The sequence below is a fragment of the Curtobacterium sp. MCLR17_058 genome, assembly GCF_003234705.2.
GTDB lineage: Bacteria > Actinomycetota > Actinomycetes > Actinomycetales > Microbacteriaceae > Curtobacterium > Curtobacterium flaccumfaciens.
Genome location: NZ_CP126262.1, coordinates 2,645,964 through 2,667,251, shown reverse-complemented (window position 1 = coordinate 2,667,251; position 21,288 = coordinate 2,645,964). Strand labels below are relative to the sequence as shown.

The window sequence follows — 21,288 nt, the reverse complement described above, 5'->3', positions numbered from 1 at the left end:
TCAACGACGAGAAAGTAGAGAGTCATGCGCACTGCCATCCGCGCACTGGCCATCACCGCGGCCGCCGCACTCACCGTGTCCGGCCTCGCAGCCTGCTCCTCCGGATCGTCCGGCGACTCCGGCGACTCCAAGACGCTCACCTACTGGGCGTCCAACCAGGGCACGTCCCTGCAGAACGACAAGGAGGTGCTGACCCCCGTCCTCAAGAAGTTCACCAAGGAGACCGGGATCAAGGTCGACCTCCAGGTCATCGGCTGGAACGACCTGCAGAACAAGATCCAGACCGCCGTCACCTCGGGCCAGGGCCCGGACGTCGTCAACATCGGCAACACCTGGGCGACCTCGCTCCAGGCCACCGGCGCCTTCCAGGAGTTCGGTGACGCCGAGATGAAGGCGATCGGCGGTGAGGACAAGTTCGGCAAGGTCGCCCTGTCCACCGGTGGCGCGCCCGACAAGACGGTCACGAGCGTCCCGCTCTACGGCCTCGCCTACGGCCTGTACTACAACAAGAAGATGCTGTCGGACGCCGGCATCACCCCGCCCACCACGTGGGAGGAGATGGTCTCCGACGCCGAGAAGCTGACCAAGGGTGACACCTACGGCTTCAGCCTCGCGGGTGGTTCGTACACCGAGAACTCGCACTTCGCGTTCATCAACTCGGCGCAGAACGGTGGCGAGTGGTTCGACAAGGACGGCAAGCCGACCTTCACCTCGAAGGCCAACGTCGACGGCATCAAGCGCTACCTCGATCTGATGCAGGACTCGAAGGTCGCCAACCTGTCGAACGCGCAGTACGACAACGCGACGCAGTCGACCACGGACTTCGCGAAGAAGAAGGCCGCGTTCATCCTCAACCAGAACAACGCGAACGCGACCATCGAGTCCCTCGGCATGAAGTCGTCGGAGTACGGCGTCGTGGCGCTGCCCGCCCCGAGCGGTGGCGAGCAGATCGCCTCGTTCCCGGCCGGCATCAACCTGTCGGTCTTCAAGAACACGAAGAACAAGGACGGCGCGCTCAAGTTCGTCAAGTACATGACGAGCATGGACACGCAGACGACGCTGGACAAGCCGTACTCGGCTCTGCCGGTGCTCGCCGAGGCTGCTGACTCCGTCACGGACGAGCAGACGAAGACGTTCCTCGACATCTACAACAACAAGGCGAAGCCGCTCCCGCTGGTGCCCGCCGAGGACCAGTTCGAGTCCACGGTCGGCAAGGCGATGAACGACATGTTCGCCAAGATCGCGACCGGTTCCAAGGTCTCCGAGGCCGACATCAAGTCGGCACTGCAGACCGCCCAGGACCAGGTGTCCCAGGCCGCCGGTTGATCCACCCTGGAGGCCCGGGTCGCGTCCGACGGACGCGCCCGGGCCTCCGCCCCTGACGTTCCAGGGCCGACCACCCGTCGGCCGTGAGGCACACGCCCCGGAGCCGACCACGCGTCGGCCGTGCGGCGCACGCCCCACGCACCCCGCGCCTCCCGGCCGCTGCCACGGCCGCGCGGACCGCACCTGCACGCCCCTCCTGCCGAAAGGCCCCACCAGATGTCCACGACGGTCCTGCCCGACTCGGAGCGCATCGACCTGACGCACACGAAGGCCCCGACGATGTCGGGCCGTCCGCCAGGTCGCAAGCGCAAGACCCACTGGCTGCCCTACGCGCTCGTCGCGCCGGCCATCCTGTTCGAGCTGCTCATCCACATCGTCCCGATGCTCACTGGCATCTGGATCTCGTTCATCCAGCTCACCAAGTACTTCATCGCGAACTGGGGTGCCGCGCCCTTCGCCGGGTTCCGGAACTACCAGGTCGTCGTCGACTTCGACCAGGCGATCGGCCGCGGGGTCCTCAACTCGTTCCTCATCACGTGCGCCTTCACGGTCCTCGTGGTCGGGCTCTCCTGGACCTTCGGCATGGCCGCAGCCGTCGCGCTGCAGAAGCCGTTCGCCGGACGCGGGCTCTTCCGCACCCTGTTCCTCGTGCCCTACGCGCTGCCGATGTACGCCGGCGTCATCACCTGGAAGTTCATGTTCCAGCGTGACTCAGGGGCCCTGAACCACCTGCTCGTCGACCAACTCGGGCTGTTCGGCGGCAACGCCCCGTTCTGGCTCATCGGCAACAACGCGTTCGTGGCCGTCGTCGTCGTGGCGATCTGGAAGACCTGGCCGTTCGCGTTCCTGATGCTCATGGCCGGCCTGCAGTCCGTCCCGAACGACGTGTACGAGGCCGCCTCGGTCGACGGTGCCAAGCCGTTCCGACAGTGGCGCTCGATCACGCTGCCGATGGTCCGCCCCGTCAACGTGACGCTCGTGCTCGTGATGTTCCTGTGGACGTTCAACGACTTCAACACGCCGTTCGTGCTGTTCGGCTCGACCGCGCAGCCACCCGCCGCGGACCTGCTGAGCTTCCACATCTACAACGCGTCGTTCATCACCTGGAACTTCGGTTCCGGTGCCGCGATGAGCGTCCTGCTCCTGCTCTTCCTGCTCGTCGTCACCGGCATCTACCTCGCCGTGACCAACCGGAGGTCCGTCCGTGCGTGAGACAACTGGCGCCAAGTCCTTCAAGATCATCACCCTGGTCGTCCTGACGCTGTTCACGGTCGTGCCGCTCTACGTGATGATCACCACAGCCATCAAGCCCCTCGGCGACGTGCAGGACAACTTCACGTGGATCCCGTCGCGGATCACCTTCCAGCCGTTCATCGACATGTGGTCGACGGTGCCGCTCGGCCGGTACTTCATCAACTCGCTCGTGGTCTGCACGGTGGCGACGGTGTTCTCGCTGATCATCGCGACGTTCGCCGCCTACGGTGTCTCGCGCTGGAACTTCAAGGGCAAGAGCACCTTCACCACCGCGGTGCTCTCCACGCAGATGTTCCCCGGCGTGCTGTTCCTGCTGCCGCTGTTCCTGATCTTCACGAACCTCGGCAACTCCCTCGGCATCCAGCTCGTCGGGTCGTGGCTCGGCCTGATCATCACGTACCTGACGTTCACGCTCCCGTTCTCGATCTGGATGCTGGCCGGGTACTTCGAGACCATCCCGCGCGAACTCGACGAGGCCGCGATGGTCGACGGTTCGGGCCCGATGGGTGCGCTGTTCCGGGTCATCCTGCCGTCGGCCCGTCCGGGTCTGGTGGCGGTGGGGATCTACTCGTTCATGACGGCCTGGGGTGAGGTCCTCTTCGCCTCGGTCATGACGAACGGCCTCGGCTCGACCCTGGCGGTCGGTCTGCAGCAGTACTCGACGCAGACGAACGTGTACTGGAACCAGGTCATGGCGGCGTCGCTCGTCGTGTCGATCCCGGTCGTGGCCGCGTTCCTCGTGGTCCAGCGCCAGTTCGTCGCCGGCCTGACCGCGGGTGCCGTGAAGTAGGCGGAGCCTTTCCGCAAGACACCGGTGTTCGCGCTCGACGCCCCCGCATCACGGGGTGTGCAGCGTGGACACCGGTGTTTTGCCGTTCCCCACCCGACGACCTACCGACCCCGACCACCCGACGACCGACAGGATGGAACCATGAGCGACGAGACCCGCGGGCGGCAGCTGCTGCCCGGACAGACCAGCCGCGTGCACGTGTACGACGTCGAGTCCCGCACCTCGCGGCTCGTGTTCGAGTCGGCCACGGTGCTCGTCGAGGCGCCGAACGTCCTGGACGTCGAGACCCTGGTGCTCAACGGCGACGGCGACCTGTGGCTGCTGCGACTGCCGTTGGCCGACAGCGGCACCGTGCTGGACGAGACCGCGCTCGTGCCGGTGCCGATGGACGGCGTCGACGAGATCAACAACGACCACGTGCTCGACCCGTCCGGCAGCTCGATCGTGGTGAGCGCCCGCGACGGCGAGCTGTACCGCGTCCCGCTGCCCGAGGGCGGCCCCGCGACCCGGATCACCGACGTCGCAGCGGCCCTGCCCACCAAGCGGAAGTTCTACCTGCACGGCGTCCCCCCCGACGGGAGCGCCCTCGCGGCGATCGTGGGGGAGCTGTCCGAGGACGGCGTCTGGACCACCGACGTCGCGATGGTCGACCCGGAGACCGGCGAGCCGACGTTCGTCACGCGGGACGAGCACCCCGACGACGGCTGCACCATCAGTCCGGCCGGCGGGATCCTGCTCTGGAACACGGAGCGGTTCACCCCCGGCACCGCGCAGCTGGCCGTGCGCTGGCCCGGGCACGACAGCCCCGTCCGCCTGACGAACGATGACCGGGTGAACTGGTTCCCGCACCTGTCCCCGGACGCCGCACACCTGCTCTACCTGTCGTACGAGCCCGGCGTGCAGGGTCACCCGGCCGACCACCGCGTCGAGCTGCGCCTGCTGCCGGGGTCGCTCGTCCGCGGTGCCCGGATCGCGGTCCAGCCCGAGACCCTGGTGGCCCTCGACGGCGGCCAGGGGACGGTCAACGTGCCGCCGTGGGCCCCGGACTCGACGTGGTTCGCGTACTGCGACTACCCGGTGGCGGGGTAGCGGCAGCGGCGGCGGGTCGGCGGCGTCTTCACGCGCTGAGCGACAGCCCACGCGCCGCCAGAGGCGTGGACTGTCGCTCAGCGCGAAACGCGATCGGACGCCCCGCGCCTGCCCGCGCGCCTGCGCCCGCCCGCCCCGCTAGACCTCGCGCACCTGCCCCTGCTTGATGTGCAGGCGCCGCTCGGCACGCTTCGCGACCCACGAGTCGTGCGTGACGATGACGACGGTCAGTCCGCGCTCCCGCCACTGCTTCTCGATGAGCGCCATGATCTCGTCGCGGGTCGACTCGTCGAGCGCACCCGTCGGCTCGTCGGCGAGCAGCACGCTCGGGTTCTTCACCAGCGCCCGGGCGATCGCCACGCGCTGCTGCTGTCCGCCGGACAGCTCGGCCGGCAGGTGCTCCATCCGCTCACCCAGACCGACCTCGCGGAGCGCGGCGACCGCACGCTCGCGGACCTCGCTCCGCGACCGGTTCGCGAGCGACCCCGCGAACGCCGTCTCGACGTTCTCGAGCGCCGTCAGCGTCGGGATCAGGTTGAAGCTCTGGAACACGAAGCCGATCTCGGTCGCCCGCAGGTCGGTCAGCGCGCCGTCGCCGAGCTTCGCCACGTCGCGGTCGCCACCGAGGTGGATCGACCCGGCACTCGGCCGGTCGAGCGCTCCGAGCATCTGCAGCAGGGTCGACTTCCCGCCGCCGGTCGGCCCCTGGACGGCCACGAGCTGCCCCTGCGGGATCGTCAGGTGGACGTTCGTCAGGGCGGTGACGGTCCGGTTCTTCTGCTTGTAGGTCTTGCTGACGTTCGTCAGCCGGTACATCGGACTGGAGGCACGGCTCGCCTCCGCCTCGCCGGTCGCGGTGTCGGTGCTGGTCACGGTTGCTCCTGTCGTCGGTTCGGTCGTGTCGGTGCGGCCGGGCATCAGGCCACGCTCCGGAGCGCCTCGGCCGGACGGAGCCGGCTCGCACGCCAGCCGCCGAGCGCGCCGGCGATGAGGCCGCCGAGGATCGCGAGGCCGATCGCCAGCAGGATGATCTCGACGGTCACCGGGGCGTGCAGGACCACGTCGGTCGTCGACGCGGTGCTCGCGCCGCCGCCGAAGCCTCCTGCCGGCGCACCGCCCGTCGTGCCGCTGCCCGCGGCCGCGGTCGCTGCGCCGCCGGGCATGCCGCCACCGCCACCGGCACCCCCGCCGGTCGTGCTCGAGGCACTCGCCGAGATCGTCGGACTGATGACGTTCACGACGAGGATGCCGATCAGGCCGGCCGCGGCGCCGAGCACGCCGCCGATCAGGCCCTGCACCAGGGACTCGCCGGCCACCTGTCGGGTGATGCGGCCGTTCGACCAGCCGATCGCCTTGAGGGTCCCGAACTCGCGGGTGCGGCGGGTCACGCCGGAGATCGTGAAGAGGATCGCGATGAGGAACGCCGCGGCGAGCACGACGATCGACAGCCACTTGCCGAGGTTCGAGACCAGGCTCGACGCGGTGCTGAGCGACCCGGACACGCTCGAGGCCAGGTCGGCCTCGGTGGAGACGGTGGCGCTCGTCAGCTTCGCCTGCAGTGCGGACTTGATCGTGCTGACGTCGGACGAGGACTCGGCGGAGACGTAGATCGAGGTGACCTTGCCGTCGAGGTCGGCCAGCGCCTGCGCGGTGTCGAGCGGGATGTAGGTGTTCGAGCCCGTGGTCGAGGCCGAGCCGGTGGAGCTGACGATGCCGATGACGGTGAAGTCGGTGCCGCCGATGTCGACGGTGTCGCCGACCGCCTTGGACTCGCTCTTCGCGTACGACGCATCGAGCACGACGACGTCCTTGCCCGCGTCCTTCGCGGCGAAGGTGCGCCCCTTCGTGAGCTCTGTGCTCGTGAGCGGACCGACCGTCGCGCCGGACACCGGGATGCCGGTCACCGTGAACGAGTCGACGCTGAACGACCCACCGCCGAACCCGCCGCCACCGCCGGTGTCCCCGCTCGGCGGGCCCTGCTGGGTGGTGCTGTCGCTGCTGGAGTCGCTGCTGCTGTCCGTGCTGTTGCCGTCGGTCGACTGCTGCTGGACCTGGCCGGAGAACGTGCTGTTCTCGAGGGTCAGCACACCGGTCGCGGCCTTGACGCCGTCGGTGCTCGTGATCGTGGACAGGTTCGCGGCGTTCAGGGTGCTCGTGCCGCGCGCGACGGCGAGCCGCGACTGCGACAGGTCGGTCGAACCGCTGTCGTCGTCGCTGTCGCCCTGGCTGCCGAAGTCGAAGCTCGGACGCCCGCCGTTCGTCGACGCCGTCGCGGTCTTGGTGACGGTGATGTCGGTGCCGACGCCGTACACGGACTGCAGGACGCTCGACTGCGCTGCCTGCACGCCACCCGAGATCGACGACACGATCACCACGAGGGCGATGGCCAGGGCCATCCCGATCGCGATGATGACCGTCTGCTTCTTGCGGTTCGTGAGTTCGCGCCTGAGGTAGGTCAGGAACATGGTTCTCCTCGGTGGTGGCCGGCTGGGGTCACCGGCCGCGCAGAGCACGCGGCGGGGCCGACGGAGGAGAACCTAGGCACGCTGTCGATGACCGGCCCATCGCGGACCTATGAGGCGACTAAGGGCGCATCAGCCGACGTCGCCGTACCGCTGGCGCAGGTGCTCCGCGTAGCCGCCGGGGGTCCGGCCGGCGAAGCGCCCGCTCGTCACCACCGGCAGGTCGACGGTGGCGTCCACCCGGAAGCCGAGCGCCCGCGCCCGGGCCACCAGCCGCGCGTCCTCGTGCTCGGGCACCGGGTCGAACCCGCCGAGGCTGACGTACGCCGCGGCGAGCACGCCGAGGTTCGCGCCGTGCACGTGCCCGAGGGCGGCACCGGGCGGGTGCGCCCGCGTCCAGCGGTCGAGCACCGCGGGCGCCAGGTCGTCCGGGTCGGGGACGACGGCACCGACGAGTACGTGCGCACCAGCGGTGAAGGCGTCGGACTGCTGGAGGAGCCACCGTTCGTGCACGCGCGAATCGGCGTCGGTGTGGGCGAGCCACCGGGCAGCCGGGTCGCCGTCGTGCGCACGGAGCGCGTGCGTCGCCCCGATCGTGCGTGCCCGACCGACCCCGACACGGTCCGTGGTCAGGACGTCGACCGGGTACCGATCGACCACCGAAGCGGTGCCGTCCGTGCAACCGTCGAGCACCACCGTGACGGCGGCGTCGAATCCGGGTCGCTCCGCGGCGAGCCGGTCGACGGCCACCAGGAGCGCGTCGAGGCACGCGGCGATCCGGTCAGCCTCGTCGTGCGCGGGGACGACGACGTCGATGCGTGCACGCTGTTCCGGTCGCGTCACCGGATGATCCCCTCGGCCCGGGCCACCGAGGTGACCGCCGGGCCGGGCAGGACACTCAGGACGAAGTCCTCCTCCACGTGCCGGAGCAGAGCGGGACGCGGCCACCGTTCGGTCAGTCGCGCGTCCACCGCGTCACCGCTCGACACGGCCTCGTCGTCGGGGTGCCGCCAGTGGCAAGCCACGAGCACACCGTCGTCGTCGAGCGACCCGAGCACCCGGTCGATCGTCGCGTCGAGGTCGGCTGGTGACAGGTAGTACCCGACCTCGGACATCACCACCAGGTCCCACCGCCCGTCCGGCCACTCCGCCGGCAGGGCAGCCTGCACGAACCGAGCGGTCGGGGCGCGCCGGGCGGCACGCTCCAGCGGCGCCGCCGAGATGTCGGTGCCGAGGACGTCGTCCGCGCGGTCGGCGAGGGCAGCGGTCAGGACCCCGGTCGCGCAGCCGAGCTCGAGCGCCGACCGGAACCGCGGGCGGGGGAGCGCCGCCAGCGTCACGGCACGCTTGCGCTGCTCGTACCAGGATCCGTCGAAGTCCCACCCCTCGGGCTTCCGGTCGTAGTGGGCGTCGAACGACTCGCGCGACCGCGACGCGGCGGACTCCGGTGCGAAGAACCACTCCGTCGTCCGCAGGTGGTGGGCGGCGTGCCGGTCGTCGACGATCGCCTCGTCTCCCGGTGCGTCCGACAGGGGCCGGGTCTGCGACGGATAGGCGTCGACAGCGGAACGCTTCCGGGCGACGAGGTCGTCGGGCAGCGCGAGGGCCCGGACGTCGTCCCACGGGGCGACGGAGTGGTCCGGGTCGTCCCAGTGCCAGGCCCAGATCGGGTACGCGAGCAGGTCGACGTCGGGGGCGCTCGCCGCCGCGGCCTCGGTGACCTCGCCCACGATGCGGTGGTCACGGTGCCCGTCCCCGCGCCACGGCGCGACGAGCAGCACGGGGCGGGCGGCGTCGGCGAGCACCGTGTCCAGGCTCTCGACGACACGGTCTCGGTGTTCACGGGTCGCGCCGTCCGGGATCCCCACCGAGGTCGACGTCACGTCGGGGTGCAGGGTGCGCAGGGCCGCCACGAACTCCGCGTCACGGGCGGTGGCGAGTGCCTCCGGGGTCGTCGTGGGGGAGTCCGGGTGGGAGCGCTCGCCGCGGGTGAGGAGCAGCACGTGCACGGGGACGCCGACCGCTGCAGCGGCCGCGATCAGCCCACCGGCGCCGAGCGTCTCGTCGTCGGGGTGGGGCGCGACGACCACCACCGACCCGGTACCGGCCAGGTCGATCGCCGGTGCGTCCAGGCCGTCGAGGAATCCCGTCCACGCCGCCGGGTCGGTGCCCGGCTCGCGGTGGTCGAAGCTCACCACGCGACACCGCCCCGCTCGAGCACCATCCGGCCGATGCGGGCGAGGTCCCGCGCGCCGTGGTCCTGCAGGACGTAGAGCTCGAGGTCGGCGACCCGCGCGGCGACTGCGGGGTCGGCGGTCAGCGGTGCCGGGCCGATCGTCGAGACCACCCGCTCGCGCACGGCGTCGACCGAACGGCGCACCCGCGACCGGACGGTCTGGGCGAGCAACCGCCAGTCGGTGCCGTCGGAGGCCGGGTCGGAGTCGTCGATCCGGGCGGCGGCGTCGGCGAGGGCGTCCTCCGCGTCGGCGAGGTCGGCCACGGTGGCGCCGAGGGCGGCCTGCAGCAGCTCGGACTCCGGGTGCGCCGACGCGGTGTCACGGAGCACCCGGGCGAGCCCGACTGCACCGCCCCACCAGCAGGCCGCGACGCCGATGCCGCCCCAGGCGAAGCCCGGGCGTCGCAGGTACCAGCCGGGCGCCCCGACGGGTCGTGCCCGGACGCCGTCGAAGTCGACCGGACCGCTCGGCACGTCCGGCATGCCTCGTGCGGCCCAGGCCTCGTCGTGCACGGTGACGCCGTGCTGTCGCAGGTCCACGGCGACGAGGACCCGCTCGTCACCCAGGTGCGCGGTGACCAGGGCGTGCGAGAGCGTCGAGGCGAGCGAGCACCACGGCTTCGTGCCGTGCAGCAGGACCGTGCCGTCCTGCTGTGGTGCGGCGTCGAGCCGGAGGCCCGGCCCCTCGGCCGCGAAGACGCCCCAGGTCGAGCCGTCCGGGGCATCGACCCCGGCCTGCGCGAGGATCCCGAGCGCGTCCAGGTGCGGTTCGACGGTGCGGGCGGTGGCGACGTCCGCCGCGGCGACCGCGGCGACCGTGCCGAAGAACCCGCCGGCCGTGCCGGCGGACAGGGGTGGGGTGGTGGCGGCGACCGCCCGCGCGATCGCGAGGCGGTCCGTCGGTGGCGAGCCGGGCCTCCCGGTCGTCCGTTCGATCCGCGCGGTGTCCAGGTGCCGGGCCGACGGGGGCCAGGCTGCAGATCGCAACATGCTCCCAACGTACGGAGCGGCAGACGTGGACGTGTCCTCGATCCACAGAACGCACTGGGCCGCGCCACAGACGACTCATAGGAACTTCTCGATACTCGAAGACGTGACCATCTCCCAGCCCGCAGCAGCCCCGCGCCTCACGCGTGCCGACGGAACCCCGTTGCGCATCCTGGTCGTCGACGACGAAGCCAGCCTCACCGACCTGTTGTCCATGGCGCTCCGCTACGAGGGCTGGGACGTCAAGAGCGCGAACGGCGGGCAGGACGCCCTGACGACCGCGCGGGAGTTCAAGCCCGACGCGATGGTGCTCGACGTGATGATGCCGGACCTCGACGGGCTGCAGGTGCTGAGCCGGCTGCGGCAGAACAACGACGACACCCCGGTGCTGTTCCTCACCGCGAAGGACTCCGTCGAGGACCGCGTGACCGGGCTCACCGCGGGCGGCGACGACTACGTCACCAAGCCGTTCTCCCTCGAGGAGGTCGTGGCGCGGCTGCGTGGGCTCATCCGCCGCTCGCAGATCTCGATCTCCGAGGCCGGGGACTCCCGCATCGTCGTCGGCGACCTGGTGCTCGACGAGGAGTCGTACGAGGTGCACCGCGCCGGCCGCCCGATCGAACTGACCGCCACCGAGTTCGAGCTGCTCCGCTTCCTGATGCGGAACCCCCGTCGCGTGCTCTCGAAGGCGCAGATCCTGGACCGGGTGTGGTCGTACGACTTCGGCGGCAAGTCGTCGGTCGTCGAGATCTACATCTCCTACCTGCGCAAGAAGATCGACGCCGGTGAGACCCCGATGATCCACACGGTGCGCGGCGTCGGGTACGTCATCAAGCCGACCTCGTGACCCTGCGGCGCCGGCTCGTCCTGAGCATCGTCGCCCTCGTCGTCGCCGTCAGCGCGGTGATCGGCGGGGCGAGCCTCATCGCGCTCTTCTCGATCCAGACCAGCGCGATCGACAAGCAGATCACGAGCGCCACCCACCGGGCACAGCGGTACCTGCAGCAGAACCAGTCGGGGCAGCCGAGCATCGACCTGTCCCGGCCGTCCGGGCAGGCCGCCGGCACCCTGACGGCGTACTTCGTCGACGGGCAGGTCGTCATCGCGAACGTGCTCGACGACTACGGCCGTCCGAGCGGGATCCCGCAGGCCAGCGCCGAGGCACTGGGGTCCGTCCGCGTGGACGCCGACCCGGAGACGATCGACCTCGGCTCGGACGTCGGGCGGTACCGCCTCGCCGCCGTCAACGTCGGCCCGGCCGTCCTGGTCGTGGGGCTCCCGATGGCCCCCGTCTATGACAGCGTCTGGAAGCTGTTCGCCGGGGTCCTCTCCGTCCTGGCAGCCGCACTGGTCGCCGGTTCGGTCGTCGCCGCGTTCGTGGTCCGGCAGTCGCTCCGGCCGCTCGAGCGCGTCGCCGAGACCGCGTCCACCGTCGCGCGCATGCCCCTCGACCGCAGTGACGCCCTCGACGGCGTCCGCGTGCCCGACACCGACCCCCGCACCGAGGTCGGCCGGGTCGGCAGCGCGTTCAACCGCATGCTCGGGCACATCGGCAGTGCGATGCGGGCCCGGGAACGCTCGGAACAGAAGGTGCGGCAGTTCGTCGCCGACGCCTCGCACGAGCTCCGGACCCCGCTCGCCTCGGTGCGCGGCTACGCCGAGCTCACCCGGCGCATGGGCGGCGACCTGCCGAAGGACGTCGTCTACGCGATGAGCCGCATCGAGTCCGAGTCCATCCGGATGACCTCGATGGTGGAGGACCTGCTGCTCCTCGCCCGGCTCGACGAAGGCCGCGAGATCCAGTTCGCCGAGGTCGACCTGACCGGACTGGTGCTCGACGCCGTGAACGACGCCCACGCCGCCTCGCCCGAACACCCCATCGAGGTCGACGTCCCGCCGGAGCCGGTCACCATCACGGGCGACGCCGCACGCCTGCACCAGGTCATCGTCAACCTCGTCACCAATGCCCGGACCCACACGCCCGAGGGCACCCGCATCACGGTGGGCCTCGCCCCGGTCGACGGCGGCGTCGACCTGACCGTGCGCGACACCGGCCAGGGGATCGACCCCGAGTTCCTGCCGAAGCTGTTCGAGCGCTTCGCCCGGGCGGACAGTTCGCGGTCCCGCACGGTCGGGTCGACCGGGCTGGGGCTCGCCATCGTGGACGCGGTCGTGCAGGCGCACGGCGGCCGGGTCGAGGTCACGAGCGAACCGGGGGACACCGTGTTCACGGTGCACGTGCCCCGCGACCCGGCTGCGGCTGCCGCCGGGGCCGGGGCCGGGGCCGGGGCCGTGGCTGTCGCGTCGTCGTCGGCTGACCCTGCCGGGTCCGCGGACTGGTCGGCGACACCCGCTGCGGTGGACCGTACCCACTGACGGACGGGAGGCGCGGGGCGGGACCGCCCCGCGCCTCCCGACCGCTGTTTGGTCTCGTCCACGGCATCTGCTACTGTTCTCGAAGCCAAAGACCGCCGGATGTCGTGCTGCTCGCAACGTGTTTGTGAACATCGTGACCGAAGGTCCTCACTCGTGAGGCATCCCGCGCAGGTGTTCCGAACCACTCCCACCATCTGGTGAGAGCAGCTCCGAGCCTCTGCGCCGGAGCTTTTTTCGTTCGTGGACCTGGGGCTGCCGGCAAGACCCCCAAGGAGAACCATGGCGAACAAGGAAGCTGCGGTCGCCGAGCTCACGGAGTCCTTCCGTAGCTCGAACGCCGTTCTGCTCACCGAGTACCGCGGTCTCACGGTCGCGCAGCTCAAGGAGCTCCGCAACTCGATCCGTGAGCACGCCACGTACGCCGTGGTGAAGAACACGCTGACCAAGATCGCGGCGAACAACGCCGGCATCTCGTCGTTCGACGACGAACTCGCCGGTCCGTCCGCTCTCGCCTTCGTCCACGGTGACACCGTCGCCGTCGCGAAGTCGCTGCGTGCATTCGCCAAGGCGAACCCCGAGCTCGTGGTGAAGGGTGGTTACTTCGACGGTAACCCGCTCACCGCGACCGAGGTGGACAAGCTCGCCGACCTCGAGTCCCGTGAAGTGCTGCTCGGCAAGCTCGCCGGCGCACTCAAGGCCTCGCTGTTCGGTGCTGCGTACCTGTTCCAGGCACCCCTCTCGCAGGCCGTCCGCACCGTGGACGCCCTTCGCGAGAAGCAGGAGTCCGCGGCCTGATCAGGCTCGCGTTCATCAACCACACGTACTAGCTAGTAGTAGGAGAAAATCATGGCGAAGCTTTCGCAGGACGAGCTCATCGAGGCCTTCAAGGAGCTCACGCTCATCGAGCTCTCGGACTTCGTGAAGAAGTTCGAAGAGGTCTTCGAGGTCACCGCGGCCGCCCCGGTCGCCGCTGCCGCCCCCGCCGGCGCAGCTGCTCCGGCCGAGGCCGCTGAGGAGAAGACCGAGTTCGACGTCATCCTCAAGTCCGCTGGTGACAAGAAGATCCAGGTCATCAAGGAGGTCCGTGGCCTGACGTCGCTCGGCCTCGGTGAGGCCAAGGCGCTCGTCGAGACCGCCGACGCCAAGATCCTCGAGGGTGCGAACAAGGAGACCGCCGACAAGGCGAAGGCGACCCTCGAGGCCGCTGGCGCCACGATCGAGCTCGCGTAGTCTCGACCGTTCCGGTCACGAAGGCCGCTGCCCCTCGGGGTGGCGGCCTTCGTCGTGTGCGGGGCGCTGGCGGCGGCGGCTTGACTGTCGCCGAGACTCGGCTGTGCGGACACTTTGCCGGCCGTTGGAGCGGGAAGTTGTCCGGTGGGCCGAGACTGGACCCGTCGCAGGAGCTGCTCATGGAGCGATCAACACCTCGTGCGAGCGGAGCAGCGCACGGAACCGGTCGAGGCTCTCGAGGTGCCACCAGGTCACCCGGATGACGGACCGGACTTCTCGTCGGGTACGGATGCGGTCCTCCCGGCGCTTCTCCTGCCAGAGGACGTCGCCGGGATCGCGACCTGCGAGCATCTCGCGGTCGACGTACTTCTGCTTGCCATCGAACTCGACGACGACTCCGGCGTCGGGCAACCAGAAGTCGACGCGGTCGCGAAACCCGTTCGTGACGAACTCATGCTGCGGGTGGATGGTGGTCACTCCCAGTTGCACGAGTCGGATCGAAGAGTACGACTCACCGGGTGACTCGTGTGCCGGATCGAGCGCAGTGGCGACGAGCCGAGCCCTCCGGCCACCACGCGATGCGGGCGGCGGCAGATGTTCCTCGAACACCTTCCTGTCGATCGCCTTCATGCGTACCGCATGGTCGATGGCCACGGCGGCTACTGCCGGGTCACACGTTCGCGCGACGGCCATCGCCGTTCCAAGCGCATCGACCACCGGGACGCCGTCGAATCGGCTGCGGCCGAGGCGCAGGCCAGCGGGGTCGATACCGTGTCGAATGAGTCCGACCCGGTGTTCGACGCCGACCAGCTCCCAGTCGACGACGTGAATCCGCTCCGGAGCCGGTCCGATCAACGGCCAGCCATGGATGAGCGCAGCCGTGACGTGGGAGAACGCGCTGGTCGGACCCAGGTCGGGAGCGACAGCCCGAGCCATGGCGAGGTGCTTGTCCGCCTTGTCGAGTGCATCCCACACCCGCTTGTCCATGTAGATACCCGCACGGAGCCGAACGACTCGCCCAGCGGCATAGAGCCGTCGGAGTTGTCGTGCTTGCGATGGATCCGACCGCTCGGCGCGGAGGAGATCGGGCCGTGTCTGGTGCAGTTGCATGATGCGAGTGTGCGGACTCTGATGTGCGCTGTGTGCCCTCCGGCGGGATCTGTGGAGAGAGGGAGGTCACGACTGTCTCGAGGACGGTGCCGAGTCTCGTCTGGGCAGACGTTTTCGCGCCTTGGTGAGCCGTGGAGAGTCCGCCTGGCCGAGACTCGGCGCGGGCGGGCGGGCTGCGGGGGCGGGGCGGCGCGGCGCGCGCGTCAGCGCAGGGTGCTGTGGCGGCGGCCGTAGGCGAGGTAGAGCAGGGCGCCAGCGACCATCCAGATGCCGAAGGCGATCCAGGTGGTGGCGCCGAGGAACACCGCGAGCAGCACGCAGCTCAGGGTGCCGAGGATCGGCACGACGGGGAACAGCGGCACCCGGTACGACCGCTCCAGGTCGGGCTGCGAGCGGCGGAGCACGATGACGGACACGTTCACCAGGGCGAAGGCGACGAGGGTGCCGATGCTCGTGGCGTCGGCGAGTTCGCCGAGGGGCACGAGCGCGGCGACGATCGTCACGGCGATCCCGATGATGAGCGTGTTCGCGATCGGGGTGCCGGTGCGACGGGAGACCCGGCCGAAGACCTTCGGTACCAGGCCGTCGCGGGACATCGTGAGCAGGATGCGGGTCTGCCCGTACAGGACGGTGAGCACGACGCTGGCGATGGCGACGACGGCGCCGATCGAGAACACCAGGGCGACGAGCGGCTGCCCCGTGACGTCGACGACGATGCGGACGAGCGACGCCTCGGACGACGAGAACGCGGTCCACGAGCGGGCCCCGACGGCGGCGATCGCGACGAGGATGTACAGCGCGGTGATGAGCGCGATGGAGCCGATGATCGCCCGGGGCAGGTCGCGGCGGGGGTTCTTCGCCTCTTCACCCGCGGTCGAGGCGGCGTCGAAGCCGATGTACGAGAAGAAGAGCCGTGACGCGGCGGCGGTGACCCCGGCGGCACCCATCGGGGCGAGCGGTTCGAAGTTCTGCGCCCGGAACGCCGTGAACGCCACGACGACGAAGAAGACCAGCAGAGCGATCTTCACGATCACCATGACCGTGTTCACCCAGGCGCTCTCGCGGGCACCGGGCAGCAGCACGGCGGTGGCGAGCAGGACCAGGACCGCCGCGGGCAGGTTGACCACGCCGCCGTCGACCGGGGGAGCGGAGAGTGCGGTGGGCAGGTGCAGTCCGAACACGCGGAGGGTCTCGTCGACGTACTCGCTGGCACCCACGGCGACCGCGGCCACCGAGACGGCGTACTCGAGCACGAGGCACCAGCCGCAGATCCAGGCGATGCCCTCGCCCATCGTGGCGTAGGTGTAGGAGTAGCTGGACCCCGAGGTCGGGACGGCGCCCGCCATCTCGGCGTACGACAGCGCGGACAGCAGCGCGGCGATCCCCGCGACGACGAACGAGATCCAGACGGCGGGACCGGCGAGCGGGACCGCGGTGCCGAGGACGACCAGGATGCCGGTGCCGAGCGTGGCCCCGACGCTGATCATCGTGAGCTGCCAGACCCCGAGCGACCGACGGAGCGGTTCCCCGTTCACACCGCGGGAGGCTTCGGCCTGCAGCTGCTCGATCGGCTTGCGGCGGGCGAGCTGGGCCCCCAGGGACGTGGGACGTGACGGCGCGGACGACATGGGACCTCGGTGGTGCGGGGACGGGGACGGCACATGCTCGCACGCCCCCTGAACGGGGTCAAATACTGCGGTGCTGTGGACAGGGCGGTCGATGTCCGAGCGCGGGGCTACGGTGGCTCCATGAGCATGGGACACGGCGGGCGAGGCGGCGGTCCGCGCGGGGGCGGGCGCATCTCGAGCGGCGACTTCCGCGCGCAGAAGGCCGCCAACGCCGAGGCGCCGAGGATCCCGCACCTGGTCCGGCGCATCGCCGCGCTGTTCGAGCCGCACCGCCGGGCGATCATGCTCACGGTCGTCCTCGTGCTGATCGGTGCGGCCATCTCGGTCGTGCCGCCACTGCTCACCCAGCAGGCGTTCGACCGTGGGTTGTTCCCGCCGTCGGGTCGCCCCGACGTCCCGGTGCTGGTCGAGCTCGTGTCCGCGATGGTCCTGCTCTGGATCGCGAGCGCCGGGGTCGGCGTCTGGCAGACCTACCTGACCGCGACGGTCGGCAACAAGGTCATGGGTGCGATGCGGATGCGCCTGTTCGCGCACCTGCAGCGGATGGAGCTCGCGTTCTTCACCCGCACCAAGACCGGCGTCATCCAGTCGCGCCTGCAGAACGACGTCGGTGGCGTGGCGAGTGTGCTGAACAACACGATCTCGTCGGTGCTCGGCAACACCGTGACCGTGATCGCCGCCGTGGTCGCGATGCTCCTGCTGAGCTGGCAGATGACGCTGGTCGCCGTGGTCCTGCTGCCGCTCCTCGTGATCGCGCAGCGCCGCGTCGGCCAGGTCCGGGCCCGCATCGCCGCGCAGACGCAGGAGTCGCTGTCCGACATGACGGCCATCACGCAAGAGGCGTTGAGCGTCTCGGGCATCCTGCTGGCGAAGAGCTTCAACCAGCAGGCCAGCGAGACCCGCCGCTACGGGGACGAGAACCGCAACCAGATCACCCTGCAGGTCCGCCAGCAGATGTCCGGGCAGCGGTTCTTCGCGATCGTGCAGATCTTCCTGTCGATCATCCCGGCGATCATCTACGTCGTCGCCGCGTACCTGATCATCGGCGACGTCCCGATCACGGCCGGCACGATCGTCGCGTTCACGACGGTGCAGTCCCGGCTGCTGTTCCCGACGGTCGGGCTGCTGCGCGTGGTCCTCGACCTGCAGACCTCCGGTGCGCTCTTCGCCCGCATCTTCGAGTACTTCGACCTCAAGCCGGCCATCACGGACTCGCCGACCGCCCGGCCCGTGGACGAGTCGAAGGTCGGCCACGTCGCCTTCGAGGACGTCGTCTTCACCTACCCCGACGGCGAAGCCGACAAGCCGACCCTGCGCGGGGTGTCGTTCGAGCTCCGCCCCGGGCAGTTCGCGGCCTTCGTCGGTCCCTCCGGCGCGGGCAAGACGACGGTGTCCTACCTGGTGCCCCGGCTGTACGAGGCGACCGAGGGATCGGTGCGGTTCGCCGGGCAGGACGTCCGCGACCTGGTGCACGAGGACCTGATGCGGCACGTCGGCATCGTCAGCCAGGAGACGTACCTGTTCCACGCCACGATCGGCGAGAACCTGCGGTACGCCAAGCCCGACGCCACCGACGACGAGCTCGAGCGTGCGGCCCGTGCGGCGAACATCCACGACACGATCGCGTCGTTCCCGGACGGTTACGACACCGTCGTGGGGGAGCGCGGCTACCGCCTGTCCGGTGGCGAGAAGCAGCGCATCGCCATCGCGCGGGTCATGCTGAAGGACCCGCCGGTGCTCGTCCTCGACGAGGCCACCAGTGCACTCGACTCCATCTCGGAACACGTCGTGCAGACGGCGCTCGACACTGCGGCGGCCGGTCGGACCACCATCTCGATCGCGCACCGGTTGTCGACGATCCGCGACGCCGACGTCATCTTCGTCCTGGACCACGGGCAGATCGTCGAGCAGGGCACGCACGACGAACTCCTCGCCCTCGACGGCACGTACGCCCAGCTGCACCGGCAGCAGAACACGTCGGCGGACGTCGTCCGGCCCTGACCGGTCGTGGTCGCGACCGAGCGCCGGACAGGAGGCCCGTGGTGGCGTCCGCACGGGCCTCCCGTCCGGCGCGCAGCGCGACCAGGGCACGTCGCCCGCCGCGGGATCACGGTGCGTTGTCCGCGCACGACACATCCCAGCGGGACGCGGGGACCGCGTCCTAGACTCGACGCCGTGCGTTACGCGAACTCCGTCGTCGACCTCGTCGGCGACACCCCGCTCGTCAAGCTCAACCGGGTGACCGAGGGGGTGCGGGCGACCATCCTGGTGAAGGTCGAGTACCTGAACCCCGGTGGGTCGTCCAAGGACCGCATCGCCACCCGGATCATCGACGCGGCCGAGGCCTCCGGTGACCTGCGCCCCGGCGGCACCATCGTCGAACCGACCTCCGGCAACACCGGCGTCGGTCTGGCCCTGGTCGCACAGCAGCGCGGCTACCGGTGCGTCTTCGTGCTGCCCGACAAGGTCGGCGAGGACAAGCGCAACGTGCTGACGGCGTACGGCGCCGAGATCGTCGTGACCCCGACCGCGGTCGCGCCGGAGCACCCCGAGTCCTACTACTCGGTGTCGGACCGGCTCGTGCAGGAGATCCCCGGCGCCTACAAGCCGAACCAGTACGCGAACCCGAACGGTCCCCGCAGCCACTACGAGACCACCGGTCCGGAGATCTGGCGCGACACCGAGGGGCAGATCACCCACTTCGTCGCGGGCGTCGGGACCGGTGGCACGATCTCGGGCACCGGACGGTACCTGAAGGAGGCGTCCGACGGCGGCGTCCGCATCGTCGGGGCCGACCCCGAGGGCTCCGTGTACTCCGGCGGCACCGGTCGCCCGTACCTGGTCGAGGGCGTCGGCGAGGACTTCTGGCCGAGCGCGTACGACGCCGGCGTGCCGGACGAGATCATCGCGGTGTCGGACGCCGACTCCTTCGCGATGACCCGGCGCCTGGCGCGCGAAGAAGGACTGCTCGTCGGCGGATCGAGCGGCATGGCCGTCGTCGCGGCGCTCCGCGCGGCCCGTGACCTGACCGAGGACGACGTCGTCGTCGTGCTGCTGCCGGACGGCGGCCGCGGGTACCTCGGCAAGATCTTCAACGACCGGTGGATGCGCTCCTACGGCTTCGCCGAGACCGACGACGAGCGCACCGTCGGCTCGCTCATCGCCGGCAAGGACGGCCGCCTGCCCGACCTCGTGCACGCGCACCCGGCGGACACCGTGCGCGACGTCGTCGACATCATGACCAAGTACGGCGTCTCGCAGATGCCCGTGCTCAGCGCGGAGCCGCCCGTCGTCATCGGCGAGGTCGTCGGCGCCGTCGAGGAGAAGGCGCTGCTCGAGCAGGTCTTCACCGGCACCGCGAAGATGTCGGACGCGCTCACCGGCTTCGTCGGCGACCCGCTGCCGCTCATCGGGGTCGGCGAGTCGGTCTCCGCGGCGCGTCGTGCGCTCGAGTCGGCCGACGCGCTCCTCGTCGTCGCGGACGGCAAGCCCGTCACCGTGCTGACCCGGCACGACCTCCTCACCTACCTCTCCGAGTAAGGAACCACCGAGCATGACCGAGTTCAGCACCCGGGCCGTCCACGCCGGCCAGGAGCCCGACGAGACCACCGGCGCCGTCATCCCGCCGATCCACCTGACGTCGACGTACGTGCAGGACGGCGTCGGCGGCATGCGCAACGGCTACGAGTACTCGCGCGCCGGCAACCCGACGCGTGACTCGCTGCAGGTGCTCCTGGCCGACCTCGACGGCGGCGTCGCGGCGTCGTCGTTCGCGTCCGGGCTCGCCGCCGAGGACGCCCTGCTCCGTGCCGCGCTGGTCCCCGGTGGCCGCGTCGTGATGGGCAACGACGTGTACGGCGGCACCCACCGCCTGGTGAGCCGGCTGCACGTGCCGTGGGGCGTCGAGCTCGTCGTCGTCGACATGAGCGACCTCGACCAGGTCCGTGCAGCCCTGCAGGGCGCACCGGCCACCACCGTGCTGTGGGTCGAGACGCCGACGAACCCGCTCATGAAGATCGCCGACATCGCCGCGCTCGCGACCCTCGGGCACGAGTCGGGCGCACTGGTGGTCGTCGACAACACGTTCGCGTCGCCGTACCTGCAGCAGCCGCTGTCGCTCGGCGCCGACGTCGTCGTGTACTCGACCACGAAGTACCTCGGCGGACACTCCGACGTCGTCGGCGGAGCCGTCGTGCTGGCGGACGAGGAGCTCGCGGCGAAGGTGCAGTTCCTGCAGTTCGGCGCGGGCGCGATCTCGTCGCCGTTCGACGCCTACCTGACCACCCGCGGCATCAAGACGCTCGCGGTGCGCATGGAGCGGCACTCGCGGAACGCGCAGGCCGTCGCCGAGGCGCTCGTCGTCGCGCCCGGTGTCGAGCGCGTCTACTACCCGGGCCTGCCCGACCACCCGGGGCACGACGTCGCCGCACGCCAGATGCGCGGCTTCGGCGGGATGCTCTCGGTCGCGCTGTCCGGGGGCGCCGAGGCAGCGAAGCGCTTCGCGGAGTCGACGGAGCTGTTCGCCCTGGCCGAGTCGCTCGGTGGCGTGGAGTCGCTCATCGGGTACCCGAGCGAGATGACCCACGCGTCCGTGAAGGGCACCGAGCTGGCCGTGCCGGAGAACGTCGTGCGGCTGTCGGTGGGCATCGAGGACGCCGGCGATCTGGTGGCGGACCTGGAGCAGGCGCTGGCGCGCTGAAGCGGGCCCTGCTGCCCTGCTGACGCGGGCCCTGCTGACGCGGGACTCGGGACTCGGGGCGCGGGACGGGGGTCGCGGGACGCGGGACGCGGGACGCGGGA

The 21,288-nt window shown here is 70.4% G+C and carries 18 protein-coding genes; 11 read left to right on the top strand and 7 right to left on the bottom strand.

Annotation, left to right across the window (positions count from 1 at the left end):
* Positions 1-24 precede the first annotated feature (24 nt).
* The 4 genes from DEJ11_RS12510 (at position 25) to DEJ11_RS12495 (ending at position 4,459) form a co-directional block, all read left to right on the top strand.
* Positions 25-1,326: an ABC transporter substrate-binding protein gene (locus DEJ11_RS12510; protein ID WP_071406324.1), complete on the top strand. Its 1,302-nt coding sequence runs from the start codon at positions 25-27 to the stop codon at positions 1,324-1,326.
* A 216-nt stretch (positions 1,327-1,542) separates the two neighbouring features.
* On the top strand, positions 1,543-2,538 hold the full coding sequence (locus DEJ11_RS12505; RefSeq protein ID WP_017888646.1) for a carbohydrate ABC transporter permease: 996 nt from the start codon (positions 1,543-1,545) through the stop codon (positions 2,536-2,538).
* Positions 2,531-3,370 carry a carbohydrate ABC transporter permease gene (locus DEJ11_RS12500; RefSeq protein ID WP_071406325.1) on the top strand — a complete coding sequence of 280 codons (840 nt, stop codon included), beginning with the start codon at positions 2,531-2,533 and terminating at the stop codon, positions 3,368-3,370. The genes DEJ11_RS12505 and DEJ11_RS12500 overlap by 8 nt, the downstream gene beginning before the upstream one ends.
* A gap of 141 nt (positions 3,371-3,511) precedes the next feature.
* On the top strand, positions 3,512-4,459 hold the full coding sequence (locus DEJ11_RS12495; protein ID WP_111103219.1) for a TolB family protein: 948 nt from the start codon (positions 3,512-3,514) through the stop codon (positions 4,457-4,459).
* Positions 4,460-4,597: 138 nt separating this feature from the next.
* Here DEJ11_RS12495 and DEJ11_RS12490 read toward each other — a convergent pair whose 3' ends face one another.
* The 5 genes from DEJ11_RS12490 to DEJ11_RS12470 form a co-directional block, all read right to left on the bottom strand.
* Positions 4,598-5,275: an ABC transporter ATP-binding protein gene (locus DEJ11_RS12490; protein WP_027466375.1), complete on the bottom strand. Its 678-nt coding sequence runs from the start codon at positions 5,273-5,275 to the stop codon at positions 4,598-4,600.
* 101 nt (positions 5,276-5,376) lie between these two features.
* Positions 5,377-6,924: an ABC transporter permease gene (locus DEJ11_RS12485; protein WP_111103220.1), complete on the bottom strand. Its 1,548-nt coding sequence runs from the start codon at positions 6,922-6,924 to the stop codon at positions 5,377-5,379.
* Positions 6,925-7,053: 129 nt separating this feature from the next.
* A complete protein-coding gene (locus tag DEJ11_RS12480) occupies positions 7,054-7,764 on the bottom strand; it encodes a glycosyltransferase family 2 protein (protein WP_111046792.1) in 711 nt (236 codons plus the stop codon).
* Positions 7,761-9,116: a bifunctional PIG-L family deacetylase/class I SAM-dependent methyltransferase gene (locus DEJ11_RS12475; RefSeq protein ID WP_258371338.1), complete on the bottom strand. Its 1,356-nt coding sequence runs from the start codon at positions 9,114-9,116 to the stop codon at positions 7,761-7,763. Before DEJ11_RS12475 ends, DEJ11_RS12480 begins: the two co-directional genes overlap by 4 nt.
* The gene (locus DEJ11_RS12470; RefSeq protein WP_111103221.1) at positions 9,113-10,147 is read right to left on the bottom strand and encodes an acyl-CoA dehydrogenase family protein; all 1,035 of its coding nucleotides are present in this window, start codon (positions 10,145-10,147) and stop codon (positions 9,113-9,115) included. Before DEJ11_RS12470 ends, DEJ11_RS12475 begins: the two co-directional genes overlap by 4 nt.
* Before the next feature lie 103 nt (positions 10,148-10,250).
* Between DEJ11_RS12470 and DEJ11_RS12465 the strand changes: the two genes are divergently transcribed.
* From DEJ11_RS12465 to rplL, 4 genes are all read left to right on the top strand, one after another.
* Positions 10,251-10,991, top strand: coding sequence for a response regulator transcription factor (locus tag DEJ11_RS12465; RefSeq protein WP_017888661.1), 741 nt, complete (start codon positions 10,251-10,253; stop codon positions 10,989-10,991).
* Complete coding sequence (locus DEJ11_RS12460; protein ID WP_111103222.1) at positions 10,988-12,520, top strand: sensor histidine kinase; 1,533 nt, start codon at positions 10,988-10,990, stop codon at positions 12,518-12,520. The genes DEJ11_RS12465 and DEJ11_RS12460 overlap by 4 nt, the downstream gene beginning before the upstream one ends.
* A 279-nt stretch (positions 12,521-12,799) precedes the next feature.
* On the top strand, positions 12,800-13,315 hold the full coding sequence (gene rplJ, locus DEJ11_RS12455) for a 50S ribosomal protein L10 (RefSeq protein ID WP_017888663.1): 516 nt from the start codon (positions 12,800-12,802) through the stop codon (positions 13,313-13,315).
* 51 nt (positions 13,316-13,366) lie between these two features.
* Complete coding sequence (gene rplL, locus DEJ11_RS12450) at positions 13,367-13,750, top strand: 50S ribosomal protein L7/L12 (protein WP_027466380.1); 384 nt, start codon at positions 13,367-13,369, stop codon at positions 13,748-13,750.
* Between the two features lie 177 nt (positions 13,751-13,927).
* Here rplL and DEJ11_RS12445 read toward each other — a convergent pair whose 3' ends face one another.
* Both DEJ11_RS12445 and DEJ11_RS12440 read right to left on the bottom strand, forming a co-directional pair.
* The gene (locus tag DEJ11_RS12445) at positions 13,928-14,737 is read right to left on the bottom strand and encodes a hypothetical protein (protein ID WP_111046796.1); all 810 of its coding nucleotides are present in this window, start codon (positions 14,735-14,737) and stop codon (positions 13,928-13,930) included.
* A gap of 326 nt (positions 14,738-15,063) precedes the next feature.
* Positions 15,064-16,488: an amino acid permease gene (locus tag DEJ11_RS12440; RefSeq protein WP_111103223.1), complete on the bottom strand. Its 1,425-nt coding sequence runs from the start codon at positions 16,486-16,488 to the stop codon at positions 15,064-15,066.
* A gap of 126 nt (positions 16,489-16,614) precedes the next feature.
* Between DEJ11_RS12440 and DEJ11_RS12435 the strand changes: the two genes are divergently transcribed.
* From DEJ11_RS12435 to DEJ11_RS12425, 3 genes are all read left to right on the top strand, one after another.
* Positions 16,615-18,489, top strand: coding sequence for an ABC transporter ATP-binding protein (locus DEJ11_RS12435; protein ID WP_111103224.1), 1,875 nt, complete (start codon positions 16,615-16,617; stop codon positions 18,487-18,489).
* A 174-nt stretch (positions 18,490-18,663) separates the two neighbouring features.
* The gene (locus DEJ11_RS12430) at positions 18,664-20,028 is read left to right on the top strand and encodes a cystathionine beta-synthase (RefSeq protein ID WP_110863383.1); all 1,365 of its coding nucleotides are present in this window, start codon (positions 18,664-18,666) and stop codon (positions 20,026-20,028) included.
* Between the two features lie 13 nt (positions 20,029-20,041).
* Positions 20,042-21,187 (top strand): cystathionine gamma-synthase, encoded by a 1,146-nt coding sequence (locus tag DEJ11_RS12425; RefSeq protein WP_056070707.1) that lies wholly within the window; start codon positions 20,042-20,044, stop codon positions 21,185-21,187.
* Positions 21,188-21,288: the final 101 nt, after the last annotated feature.

Bases quoted from the DNA above. Each gene is read 5' to 3' on its own strand.
- DEJ11_RS12510 (WP_071406324.1), top strand. From the start codon at position 25: ATGCGCACTGCCATCCGCGCACTGGCCATCACCGCGGCCGCCGCACTC.
- DEJ11_RS12505 (WP_017888646.1), top strand. From the start codon at position 1,543: ATGTCCACGACGGTCCTGCCCGACTCGGAGCGCATCGACCTGACGCAC.
- DEJ11_RS12495 (WP_111103219.1), top strand. From the start codon at position 3,512: ATGAGCGACGAGACCCGCGGGCGGCAGCTGCTGCCCGGACAGACCAGC.
- DEJ11_RS12490 (WP_027466375.1), bottom strand. From the start codon at position 5,275: ATGTACCGGCTGACGAACGTCAGCAAGACCTACAAGCAGAAGAACCGG.
- DEJ11_RS12485 (WP_111103220.1), bottom strand. From the start codon at position 6,924: ATGTTCCTGACCTACCTCAGGCGCGAACTCACGAACCGCAAGAAGCAG.
- DEJ11_RS12470 (WP_111103221.1), bottom strand. From the start codon at position 10,147: ATGTTGCGATCTGCAGCCTGGCCCCCGTCGGCCCGGCACCTGGACACC.
- rplJ (WP_017888663.1), top strand. From the start codon at position 12,800: ATGGCGAACAAGGAAGCTGCGGTCGCCGAGCTCACGGAGTCCTTCCGT.
- rplL (WP_027466380.1), top strand. From the start codon at position 13,367: ATGGCGAAGCTTTCGCAGGACGAGCTCATCGAGGCCTTCAAGGAGCTC.
- DEJ11_RS12445 (WP_111046796.1), bottom strand. From the start codon at position 14,737: ATGGACAAGCGGGTGTGGGATGCACTCGACAAGGCGGACAAGCACCTC.
- DEJ11_RS12440 (WP_111103223.1), bottom strand. From the start codon at position 16,488: ATGTCGTCCGCGCCGTCACGTCCCACGTCCCTGGGGGCCCAGCTCGCC.
- DEJ11_RS12435 (WP_111103224.1), top strand. From the start codon at position 16,615: ATGGGACACGGCGGGCGAGGCGGCGGTCCGCGCGGGGGCGGGCGCATC.
- DEJ11_RS12425 (WP_056070707.1), top strand. From the start codon at position 20,042: ATGACCGAGTTCAGCACCCGGGCCGTCCACGCCGGCCAGGAGCCCGAC.